This window comes from Lutibacter sp. A64 (assembly GCF_022429565.1).
Lineage (GTDB): Bacteria > Bacteroidota > Bacteroidia > Flavobacteriales > Flavobacteriaceae > Lutibacter.
Map to the genome: position 1 here is coordinate 3,843,481 of NZ_CP092487.1, position 13,194 is coordinate 3,856,674.

7 protein-coding genes are annotated in these 13,194 nt (G+C 30.0%); all 7 read left to right on the top strand.

Going from position 1 to position 13,194, the window contains the following annotated elements:
* The first annotated feature begins 176 nt into the window (after positions 1-176).
* The 7 genes from MKD41_RS15585 to MKD41_RS15615 all read left to right on the top strand — a co-directional run bounded on the left by MKD41_RS15585 (position 177) and on the right by MKD41_RS15615 (position 13,194).
* On the top strand, positions 177-3,377 hold the full coding sequence (locus tag MKD41_RS15585) for a glycoside hydrolase family 2 TIM barrel-domain containing protein (protein WP_240243267.1): 3,201 nt from the start codon (positions 177-179) through the stop codon (positions 3,375-3,377).
* 111 nt (positions 3,378-3,488) lie between these two features.
* On the top strand, positions 3,489-5,369 hold the full coding sequence (locus MKD41_RS15590) for a sulfatase family protein (RefSeq protein WP_240243268.1): 1,881 nt from the start codon (positions 3,489-3,491) through the stop codon (positions 5,367-5,369).
* Positions 5,369-6,967: an arylsulfatase gene (locus MKD41_RS15595; protein WP_240243269.1), complete on the top strand. Its 1,599-nt coding sequence runs from the start codon at positions 5,369-5,371 to the stop codon at positions 6,965-6,967. Before MKD41_RS15590 ends, MKD41_RS15595 begins: the two co-directional genes overlap by 1 nt.
* A 53-nt stretch (positions 6,968-7,020) precedes the next feature.
* Positions 7,021-8,493 (top strand): sulfatase-like hydrolase/transferase, encoded by a 1,473-nt coding sequence (locus MKD41_RS15600; protein ID WP_240243270.1) that lies wholly within the window; start codon positions 7,021-7,023, stop codon positions 8,491-8,493.
* Positions 8,494-8,535: 42 nt separating this feature from the next.
* A complete protein-coding gene (locus MKD41_RS15605; RefSeq protein ID WP_240243271.1) occupies positions 8,536-9,984 on the top strand; it encodes an arylsulfatase in 1,449 nt (482 codons plus the stop codon).
* 85 nt (positions 9,985-10,069) lie between these two features.
* Positions 10,070-11,497: a sulfatase gene (locus MKD41_RS15610; protein ID WP_240243272.1), complete on the top strand. Its 1,428-nt coding sequence runs from the start codon at positions 10,070-10,072 to the stop codon at positions 11,495-11,497.
* Between the two features lie 62 nt (positions 11,498-11,559).
* A complete protein-coding gene (locus MKD41_RS15615; protein ID WP_240243273.1) occupies positions 11,560-13,194 on the top strand; it encodes a glycoside hydrolase family 172 protein in 1,635 nt (544 codons plus the stop codon).

A 13,194-nucleotide genomic window follows, 5' to 3' on the forward strand; every position in this document is an offset into this window, starting at 1 on the left:
TATTACTTGTGCAACATTCGTAGACTATATTTGGTAATTTTTTTTTAAGTAACTGTTGTATATTCGTTTGTGTATAAAAAATAGAATAATATATAGTTAATATGGTATTGAAATTACTGTAGTAAATTAATATCACAGCAAAAAAATAGATTTTAATAATGCATAAAAAACATAAAATGAGTAAGTATTTAGTCGCACTAATTGTAATAGCTACTTTAATATCATGTAATAAGGTAGTTTTAAATCCAAGTAATAATAATGTTGCTAATAATTGGGAAAATCCAGAATGGGAAAACCCAGAATGGGAAAATCCAGAAATATTTCAAATTAATAGAGAAGAACCAACAGCATCATTTTATAAATATAATGAACCAACAGAGGCTTTTGAGAATGATAGTTGGCAAAATTCTTCATTATACCAATCTTTAAATGGAACTTGGAATTTCTATTATGCAGATAGTGTACAAGCAAGACCTACAGGATTTTATAAAGATGATTTTAGCCTAGAAGGATGGGATAAAATTGAAGTACCATCAAACTGGGAAATGAAAGGTTTTGGAATACCAATATATACAAATAGAACATATATGTTTCCAGCAAATCCACCTTTTATTCCTCATAATACTAATAATGTAGGAAGTTATAAAAGAGATTTTGAAATTTCAGATGATTGGGATGGAAAAGATATTTACTTACATTTTGAAGGTGTAAGTGGTGCAATGTATATTTGGGTAAATGGAGAAAAAATTGGTTATAACGAAGGTAGTAAAACAGCAGCAGAGTTTAAAATTACAGATGTTGTTAAAAAAGGAAAAAATAGCTTAGCAGTTCAAGTATTACGTTGGTCAGATGCCAGTTATATGGAGGATCAAGATTTTTGGAGATTGACAGGTATTGAAAGAGATGTTTATGTATATGCAACTAATAAAGTTACATTACGCGATTTTAGAGTAACTTCAGATTTAACAAATAATTTTACAGAAGGTGTATTTAATGTAGATTTAAAAGTTGATAATAATTCTAAGAAAAACGTTGAAAAAGAAGTTAAAGTTCAATTGTTTGATGGGGATAATGAAGTTTATTCAGCAACTAAAAAAGTTGATTTAGCAAAGGGAAGAACTATTGTAAACTTTAATAAAAATATTCCTAATGTAAAAACTTGGAATGCTGAAACACCTAACTTATACACACTTTTACTAACTGTAAACGGTGAATCTACAGCAATAAAAGTTGGGTTTAGAAATATTGAAATTAAAAACAATCAATTTTTAGTTAATGGAAAAGCTGTTTTATTAAAAGGAGCAAATCTTCACGATCATAGTGAAACAGAAGGGCATGTAATTTCAGAAGAATTAACAATGCTAGATTTAGAGGTGATGAAACAAAATAACCTGAATGCAATTCGTTGTAGTCATTATCCTAAAAATCCACACTTTTACAGATTGTGCGATAAGTATGGTTTTTATGTAGTTGATGAGGTTAATATTGAAACTCACGGAATGGGAACTACAAATCAAGGTTTAGATAATAATAAAAAAGCACAAGCTGTTCACCCAGCATACTTACCGCAATGGAAAGCTATGCACTTGGATAGAACAATTAGAATGTTTGAACGTGATAAAAACTATCCTTCAATTGTAACTTGGTCTTTAGGTAATGAAGCTGGTAATGGAGACAATTTTGTTGCAACTTATAATTGGTTAAAAGAACAAGATGCTACTAGACCAACACAATATGAAGGAGCTACACAATACAGTAATACCGATATTCAAGCTCCAATGTATTGGACAATAGATAGAATGATAAAATACGCAGAAAATAACCCTACACGACCATTAATTCAATGTGAATATGCACATGCAATGGGGAATAGTGTTGGAAATTTACAACAATATTGGGACGTTATTGAAAAGTACGATATTATGCAAGGTGGATTTATCTGGGATTGGGTAGATCAAGGAATTTTAACTAAAAATGAAGAAGGAGAAGAGTTTTGGGCTTATGGAGGAGATTTAGGTGGTCAAGATTTATATAACGATCAAAACTTCTGTTTAAATGGAATTGTAAACCCAGACAGAACTGCTCACCCTGCTTTATATGAGGTGAAGAAAGTATATCAATACATAAAGTTTAAACCAGTTAATTTAAGTAATGGAGAAATTTCAATTAAAAATATTTATGATTTCACCAATTTAAACGAGTTTGATTTTACGTGGAAACTTTTAGAAAATGGAGTTGAAATATCTGAAGGAAAAATACCAACGTTAGATATCGATTCTTATGAAACGAAAACAGTTAAAATTAACATTCCAAAGTTAAATAATGCATCAGCAGAGTATCACTTAAATGTTTATGCTTTAAATAAAAATGAAACAGACTTAATGCCTGTAGGACATGTTGTTGCTTTTGAACAATTTCAATTAACAGCGAATAAATTAACTGCTTCAGAAAGTACAATAAGCAGTGAAATTTCTATTAGTACTACAGATAATATTACAACTCTTTCAAATGCTAATTTTGAAGTTAAATTTAATACAAAAACAGGTTTATTAGATGCTTTAGATTATGGAAATGGAAACTTATTGGTTAAAGGTGTAACTCCTAACTTTTGGAGAGCAACTACTGATAATGATTTTGGAGCAAAATCACCTGAACTTTTAGGTGTATGGAAAGAAGCGACTGACACACAAATGTTAACAAAAGTTAGTTTATCAAGTAATGGAGAAGAATTAGATTTATCTAAAGCTTTAACCGTAAATAATAATGTTAAAATTGAAACAACATATAATTTACCTTCAGTTAAGGGTCAAATAGTTGTAAGTTATACAGTAAATGGGCAAGGTGAAATTTCAGTAAATAACCAGTTGAAAAATATAAGTTCAGAACTGCCAATTTTACCAAGATTTGGAAATAATTTTATTATAAATAACCAATACCAATCAGTTACTTGGTTTGGAAGAGGACCACACGAAAATTATAACGATAGAAATACCGCTGCTTTAGTTGGACTGTATAAAGCCTCAGTTGAAGAATTATACTTCCCTTATATTAGACCACAAGAAAATGGATATAGAACAGATGTACGTTATATAGAGTTTGTTAATGCGGCAGGAAAAGGATTGAAAATTGAAGGAAGTTCATTAATAAGTTTTAGTGCACATCATCAATATAATAGTGATTTTGATGCAGGTAAAACAAAGCAACAAAGACATACAACAGATATTAAAAAGAGAGATTTTGTAAATATAAATATAGATTATATGCAAACGGGAATAGGAGGAGATAATAGTTGGAGTTTAAAAGCTCGTGCCCATGAACAATTTAGAGTAAAAGCTGAAAATTTAAATTATTCTTACAAAATAACTCCTTTAAAATAATTATTTTGATAATGAAGTTAGGTTAAGTTTTATTGTAAATTCTCTGTCAATTAATTGGCAGAGAATTTTTTTAATAAATTGTAAATCGTAAAAATTAAACCCCATACTATAATGAAACTAAAACAGTATTTAAATTATCCAATAGTACTATTTGTGCTTGTACTATTTTTTTCTTGTAAACAAAATACAGAAAACTTACCACCACCTAATATTGTTTGGTTAGTATCGGAAGATAATTCAATGCATTATCTTAAAATGTTTAATGAGAATGGTGTTGAAACTCCAAATCTTGAAAATTTAGCAGCTGAAGGATTGGTTTATACACATGCTTTTTCCAATGCTGCAGTATGTAGTGCTGCACGATCTACAATAATTTCGGGTTTATATGGACCTCATTTAGCATCTCACTATCATAGAAAAATTGAAAAAGTTTCAATGCCTCAAGAAGTGAAAATGTTTCCTGCATATTTAAAAAAAGCAGGTTATTATACTACAAATAATAGTAAAGAAGATTATAATATTATTAAATCGAATAATGTTTGGGACGATTCTTCAAAAAAAGCAAGTTGGAGAAATAGAGAAGAAGGACAGCCATTTTTCCATGTATATAACAGTGGAATTACTCATGAAGGAAGTCTTCATTTTAATAAAGAAACATTTGAAAATAAAAAAACGACTACAAGCTTAGAGTCATTTAAAATTCAACCAAACCATCCAAATACAGAATTGTTTAAATATACAAATGCCTTGTATAGAGATAAAATTGTTGAAATGGATACTCGTATGGGTAAAGTAATAAACCAATTAAAAGAAGATGGTTTATACGATTCTACTTTTATTTTTTATTATGGAGACCATGGAGGCGTATTGCCTGGAAGTAAAGGTTATTTATATGAAACAGGTTTACATGTTCCAATGTTGGTTCATGTTCCTAAAAATTATAAAAACTTAGTTAATAATAAATTAGGAAGTAAAGTTAAAGGCTTTGTAAGTTTTGTAGATTTAGCTCCAACAGTATTAAATTTAGCAGGAGTTGAAATTCCTGAAGCATTGGATGGTAAACCATTTTTAGGAGAAAATATAACGGCCGAAGAAATTAATAATAGAGACGAAACATTTAGTTATGCAGATAGATTTGATGAAAAGTACGATATGGTTCGAGCTATTAGAAAAGGTAAATATAAATATATAAGAAATTACCAGCCATTTAACTACGATGGTTTAATGAATAATTATCGTTACAAGCAATTGGCTTACAAAGAATGGGCTAAATTGTATAAAGAAGGTAAATTAAACGATGTACAAGCAGCATTTTTTAAACCTAAAAAAACAGAGATGCTTTTTAATGTTGAAAGCGATCCTTTTGAAACTAATAATTTAGCAGAAAATAAAGAGTTCGAAACAGTTTTACTTCAATTAAGAAATAACTTAAATAAGCACCTTTTAAAAATGCCAGATTTATCATTTTATCCAGAGCATTTTTTAATAAATAATGCATTTGATAATCCTATTAAATTTGGTCAAGAGCATAAAGAAGCTATTTCAAAATATATGCAAATAGCAGATTTAAGTTTATCAGATTTTGATGCTGTTAAACAGCAAATAAATGAGGCCTTAAATTCAAAAGACCCTTGGGAACGTTATTGGGGAATTATTGTTTGTAGCAATTTTGGAGAAAAAGCAAACGAATTTACATTAAAATTAAAAGAAATTGCAAACAGTGATGTAGAGCCAATTAATAAAGTGAGAGCTTTAGAGTATATGGGGTTATTTTTAAATGAAAATACATTGGGTGAAATTGCTCAAGTTCTCTATAAATCTAAAGATACTGCAGAAGCTTTATTAATATTAAATTCAATGGTTTTATTAACAGATAATGAGTTTGGCTATAATGAGAATTATAATTTTGAATTACTTTCAAAAAAAATAACAACGAATCAAGACATAAAAAATAGAATAGAATACTTGTCAAATAAAAAATTCAATTTATAATGAATAAAATTTCTTTAATGCTATTGCTGCTTTTGGTAATTGCAGCATGTAAAGAGAAGAAAATAGCTATTAATTCAAAAAAGGCCATGCCTGTTGGAAAAAGCTTAAATGAAAAGCCAAATATTATTTTAATTTTAGCTGATGATCTAGGAAAGGGCTTGCTAAGTAAAAATGGACAAGAGATTATAACCACTCCAAACATTGATAAATTAGCGGAAGAAGGTATTTGTTTTAGCAACGCCTATACAAATATGTTATGTGCACCATCCAGAGCATCTTTAATAACAGGTATTCATGACAGTCACGCAAACAAATTTGATATAACTTCTGGAGGTTTGTATAAAAAAATAAGTGCAAAAACAGCTACACTTAGTGAAATTGAAGAATCTATTAATAGTGTTTTAAAACCTATTGGTGAAGATGAAGTTTTTTTAGGAACAGTAGCACAAGAAGCGGGTTATAAAACAGGGCAAATTGGTAAATTAGAATGGGGTTTTTCAGCTACCGACGCACAAATGAAACGTCATGGATGGGATTATTATTACGGTTATTTAGACCATGCAAGAGCACACGGTTTTTATCCACCATATTTATTTGAAAATGGAAAACAAGTTAATATAGCAGGAAATTTACTACCAAATTCAGGTAAATCTAAAGAACCTGAAACGCCAGAAGCTTATAGAGAAAGACATGATATGACCGGTAAAAAGGTGTATTCTCAGAATTTATTTATGGAAAAAGCGTTTCAGTTTATAACTGAAAATAAAGATGCTCCTTTCTTTTTATACTTTCCAACCCAATTACCGCACGGACCTGTTTCAATTCCAGAAGTACATGCAGATTTTATAAACGATGATAGACTAACACCAATTGAAAAAGAATATGCATCAATGGTTAAAATGTTAGACGATAATGTTGGACAAATTATGCAAAAATTAAAAGATGAAGGGATTGCTGAAAATACAATTGTAATTTTTGCATCTGATAATGGGCACGAAATTTATTATGGACAAGAAGGACGTGTTTTAAAGCCATATACCAATATAAAAACAGGACAACGTTTCGATAATTTAGAACGTAAATATTACAGTGATTTAGCTGGAGATGTTTTTGATGGTAATGATGGACAAGCAGGGATGAAAAGAAGTAATTTACAAGGCGGTATTACTACTCCTTTAATTTTTAATTGGCCAAATAAAATTAAACCAGGTACTACAAGTGATAGATTGATTGCAAATTATGATATGTTAGCTACGATAGCTGAAATTACAGGGTTTAATAAACCTTTAAATATTGATGGGATTTCTTATTATAATGAACTTTTTGGAGGTGAAACAAAAACACATGAATATGTTGTTTATTCATCATATTCTGGACCAACTTTAATTACAAATGACGGATGGAAAATACGTGCTATTTTAAATAAAAATGTGTTTGAAATTTATTATTTACCAGATGATTATAGAGAAGAAAATGAGTTGTCTAAACAATATCCAGAAAAATTAAAGGAACTTAAAGAAAAATTATTAAAAGCTTGTGATGGAGATTTTAACAATGGACTTTATTCTTCAAAAAACAGTGAAATAAGAATTAAATAACTGATTTAATCATTAAGGAAGAAACACTTGTATATAAATTTCAAACAATTAAAATGAAAAATATATTTTTATTTATACTAGCAATTGTACTGTTAAGTTGTACAAAATCTAAAAATAAAACACCTGAAAAACAACAATCAAATATTGTTTTTATTTTTACAGATGATCAAAGTTATTCAACGGTTCATGCTCTAGGTAATAAAGAAATTATTACCCCTACAATGGATTCTTTTGTTGAAGCTGGTACAACATTTACACATGCGTATAATATGGGTTCATGGAGTGGTGCTGTATGTGCAGCGTCACGTGCAATGATGAATACTGGACGAACTGTTTGGAGAGCCAATAAATTCCGTAAAAATTGGACTAAAAAAGATTCTTTAGAACTTTCTTGGTCAAAATTAATGGCTTCTCAAGGTTATGAAACCTATATGACAGGAAAATGGCATGTTGATGCTCCTGCAGCTGCAATATTTGATAATACTGTTCACATACGTCCGGGAATGCCTAAAGATGCTTGGAAAGGGCGTAAAAATTTTGACGCGCCTTTACCTAACGGATATAATAGACCTTTAAATGAAAACGATAATTCTTGGAGTCCTTATGATACCTCAAAAGGAGGTTTTTGGGAAGGTGGAAAACATTGGAGTGAAGTTGTAAAAGATGATGCAATTGAATTTATAAATCAAGCTAAAACCAAAGACACTCCTTTCTTTATGTATTTAGCATTTAATGCGCCACACGACCCGAGACAAGCTCCAAAAGAATATGTAGATATGTATCCGTTAGAAAGTATTTCTACACCAAAAAGTTTTTTACCTGAATATCCTTATAGAAATTCAATCAAAAATGGAGATTATTTAAGAGATGAAATGTTGGCTCCAATGCCAAGAACAGAATATGCAATTAAAGTCCATACTCAAGAGTATTATGCAAGTATTACACATGTTGATGCCCAAATAGGAAAAATTGTAGAAGCATTAAAAAAATCGGGTAAAATGGATAATACCTATATTATTTTTTCAGCAGATCACGGATTGGCAATGGGACGCCATGGGTTTATGGGAAAACAAAATTTATACGATCATAGTATTCGTCCACCAATGATTATTTTAGGTCCAGACATTCCAAAAAATAGAAAAGTTGATGCCGATGTGTATTTACAAGATATTATGGCAACGTCTTTAGAACTTTCAGGAATTGAAAAACCTGCCTATGTTGAGTTTAATAGCTTTTTAGATTTAGCAAAAGCAGAAAGAAACGAAAGTCATTATGATGCTATTTATGGAGCTTATTTAAAAGCGCAAAGAATGATTAGAAAAGATAATTTTAAATTATTAGTATATCCTGAAATTAATAAAGTACGGTTGTATAATTTAAAAAATGATCCAGAAGAATTGAATGATATAGCAGACAATCCAATACATCAAGAAAAAATCAAAAGTTTATTTAAAGATTTAATTCAACTTCAAAAAGAACTGGATGATCCTTTAGACTTATCAAAAGTATATGAATCCTTATTTTAATTTGGGTAAGGATATTCATTTTAATATATAAAATTTAACTTTATGAAATTCAAAATAATTGTAATAATTGCATTGTTTGTTATTTCCAGTTGTGTAAAAATTACAGCTCAAAATTCAACTATAAATAATTCAAAAAAACCTAATATAATCTATATAATGGCTGATGATTTAGGGTATGGAGATTTAGGTATAAACGGACAGAAGAAAATTAAGACTCCAAATATAGATAAACTGGCTTCTGAAGGAATGTTATTTACGCAACATTATGCTGGTTCTACAGTATGCATGCCTTCTAGGGCTTCTTTATTGGTAGGGAAACATATGGGACATAATACAGTGAGAGGAAATCCAAATTGGACTTCAACGGGAAAAGCTGTTAATTTATTAGTTGAAGATGTTACTGTTGCTGAAGAATTAAAAAGAGCGGGATATAAAACAGGGATTATTGGTAAATGGGGCCTGTCTGAAGGTGGTGATGATGCAAATTTACCTTTAAATCAAGGGTTTGATTATTTTTATGGTTACAGAAATCATGGAGAAGCACACCATTATTATCCTGATGTTTTATGGGAAAATAATAAGCCTTTTGAAACAGGTAACATTGTTATGGAAAAGAAAGGGACTTTTTCGCACGATTCATTTGTAAAAAAAGCCAAAGATTTTATTAAAGAAAATAAGGAAGATCCCTTCTTTTTATATTTAGCTTTTACAATTCCACATTACGAGCTTACAGTTCCAGAAAATTCGAAAGTGCCTTATAAAAAATTAAATTGGGAAGAACGTGAATTAAAGGTGAAACCAAATAAAGGCTATCAGCATGATAAGGATGGACATGCTACTTATGCAGGTATGGTTTCTCGTATGGACGGTGATATTGGTGATTTACTAAAGTTGTTAGAAACCTTAGACATAGATGAAAATACAATTGTAGTATTTACAAGTGATAATGGTCACGAGTTCGATAAAAATTTCTTTAACAGTAATGGCGATTTTAAAGGTAAAAAACGTGATTTGTACGAAGGTGGAATAAGAATTCCATTTATGGTGCGTTGGCCAGGAACAATTCAGCCAAATTCAAAAACAACACATATTTCCGCATTTTGGGATTTTTTACCAACTGTTTGTGATATTGCAGGAATAAAACCAAGCGACCCTACCATAGATGGTATTTCATATTTACCAACTTTATTGGGTAAAGAGCAAAAGAAACACGATTATTTATATTGGGAGTTTAATGAAGGGAAAGGTCCTATTCAAGCAGTAAGAAAAGGAGATTGGAAAGCAGTAAAATATCTTGAGAAATCTATAGAGCTTTATAATTTGTCTAATGATGTTGGAGAAGCTCATAATGTTGCAAAAATGAATCCTGAAATTGCAGAAGATATGGCTAATTTAATGAAGGAAGCTAGAACAGAAAATAATAACTTTCCATTAGAGTATCACAAAAGAGTATTAGAAAAAATGAATAAGCAAAAACAAGTTAAAAACTAATTGTATTTGTTGTAATCTAAATTTTGAACAAATTATGGTTTGTTTTAAAATCTTTTAGGTTTTATAAATTTATATTGAATTTCTTATGAAAAACTTATTTATTATAGTATTGCTGATTGTCTTTTCTTTTTCTTGCACTACTAAAAAACAAGATGAAACTACCGAAAAACCTAATGTTATTTATATAAATGTAGATGATTTAGGTTGGATGGATACAGAAACTTATGGTAGTTCATTTTATGAAACTCCAAACATTTCTAAACTAGCTGAAATGGGTATGATGTTTACCAATGGTTATGCTTCTGCCTCAAATTGTGCTCCAAGTAGAGCTTGTTTAATAAGTGGGCAAAATACACCACGACACGGAATTTATACTGTTAGTAATTCAGATAGAGGAAATAAAAAAACGCGTAAATTAATATCAATAAAAAATACTGAAATATTGAATGATAGTGTGTTTACAATGGCAGAAATGTTTAAAAAAGCAGGCTATGTTACAGGAACTTTTGGTAAATGGCATTTAGGAGAAGACCCTACAACACAGGGGTTTGATGTAAATGTAGGTGGTGCTCTTAATGGAAACCCTGGATCTGATGGTTATTTTAGTCCATATAATATTAAAAACATTGAAGATAATACACCAAATGAAAATTTAACGGATAGACTTACTTCAGAAGCTATTAAGTTTATCGAAAAAAATAAGGAAAAGCCATTTTTTGTATACCTTCCTTTTTATGCTGTCCATACGCCTTTATCTACAACTTCATTATTAGAAAAAAAATATACAGATAAAGGAGGTAATAAACTTCAAAATAAAGCTGTTTATGCTGGAATGATAGAGACAGTAGATAAAAATATAGGCATTTTATTAAATACTTTAGAGAAGCTAGATTTAAAAAATACACTTATAGTATTTACGTCAGATAATGGAGGAATTAGAGCTGTTTCTTCTCAAGAACCATTAAGAGCAGGAAAAGGTTCTTATTATGAAGGAGGTATTAGAGTGCCATATATTATTAGCTGGAATGGAGTTGTACAACCAAATTCAGTTTCAAATACCCCAATTAGTAATCTTGATTTTTATCCAACTTTTATGGATGTGGTCGGTGTTAAATTACCAAATAAAATTTTGGATGGAACATCAATTTTACCAGTTTTAAAAGGAGAATCAATTACTGAAAGAGCCTTGTTTTTTCATTTTCCAATTTATTTACAATCCTATGCAGGAAAAAAAGATGATGCACGTGATCCTTTGTTTAGAACTCGTCCTGGTTCTGTTATTATTGAAGGTAATTGGAAGTTGCATCAATATTTTGAAGATGAAGCTTTAGAATTATACAACTTATCTACAGATATTGGAGAACGTACAAACCTTATTAACGCAAACCCAGAAAAGGCAAGAGAACTTTTAGAAAAATTAGATAGTTGGAGAAACAATACAAATGCTCCAATACCTACAGAATTAAATTTAGATTACGATCCTAATTTTGTTCAGAAAAAGAAAAAAAAATAGTTTTTAAACTGCAGGAAATAGAATAATTATAAGATGTTATAATTAAAAAAACCAAAAATATAATGAGATTTTTTAAAAAAATTCAGTTAATAAGTAGTGCTTTAGTGTTGATATTTTTATTCTCGTGTAATAATTCAAAAGAAATAATTACTACGGAAAGTTTGTTAAAAGAAATGGTTAACAGAACCGAGCAGTCGCGTTATCCAAAAGTAGATTTTAGGTTAAAACAAGCAAGTAGTTATAATCGTGCATCTGTAGATAGTTTAGATATCGATGGTTGGTTTATAAATCACGATTTTAACTCTAACAATAAAGACCATAATTTTATTCGTATTGAAGAAAACAATCAACAAAAAGAATGGGTATTAATGGATCATAATGGTCCTGGAGCTATTGTTAGAACTTGGATGCCTTTTTTAAATGATAGTAAGCCAGATACAGATATTCAAATTAAAATTTACTTAGATGGAAGTGAAACACCAATAGTAGAAGGCAATATGTTGCAATTATTAAATGGAGATGGTTTGTTTCCGTTTCCGTTTGCACATAAATCATTACGTTCTGCAGTTTCATTTTTTCCAATAGCGTATGCTAAAAGTTGTAAAATTACTACAACTGGACGTCCATTTTTTTATCAGTTTACATATCGTGAATATCCTGAAGGAACAAACATTAAAACATTTTCTAAAGAAGATTTTGAAAGCAATAAAAGTTTAACTGTACAAATAGGTGAAAAATTATTAAATCCAGTAAATACTACTGAAGGTCAATCGGTTAATTTAAATGTAAAAATACCAGCTTCTGGAGAAAAAACAATAGAGTTACCAAATGGAGCAGCGGCTATTAATATGTTTACACTTAAATTAAGTGATTATACTAATGATGACGTAATGAGATCTACCATTGTTAAAATGAATTTTGATGGAAAAGAAACTGTATGGTGTCCTATTGGAGATTTTTTTGGGTCAGGAATAGGTTTAAATCCTTATAAAGGTTGGCATAATACGGTTGCTGAAGATGGTACAATGACTACCAAATGGGTAATGCCTTATCAAAAATCGGCTAGTATAAGTATTGAAAACTTAAGTGAAGCTGTAATTGATGTTGAATTAAATGCAGTAGTAGGAGATTATAAATGGGATAAGCGAAGTATGTATTTTAACGCAGCATGGCGTGGTCAATATCCGGTTGCTACAAGACCATATTCCGACTGGAATTTTATATCATTAAAAGGACGAGGAGTTTATATTGGAGATGCATTAACAGTAATGAACCCTGTTAAAAAATGGTGGGGAGAAGGTGATGAAAAAATTTGGGTAGATGGAGAAGATTTTCCATCCATTTTTGGAACAGGAACAGAAGATTATTATGGTTATTCTTGGGGAGGTAAAAGCACCGATTTTTATGAGCACCCTTTTCATGCACAACCACAAAGTAACGTTTATAATAAATTAAATAGAAAAGTTACTGATGAGCGAAATACAAAAGGTTTTAGCACAGAAGTTAGAACTAGAGCTCTAGATGTAATGCCTTTTTCTTCTTCATTACACTTTGATATGGAAATTTGGAGCTGGACAGACTGTGATATGGGGTACGGAGTTGGACTAATGTGGTATGGTTTTGAGGATGTAACTTCAAATAGAACACCAAATGCAATTGAAGCGTTGAATGTACCAAAATTAGAAAGTATAGATTAA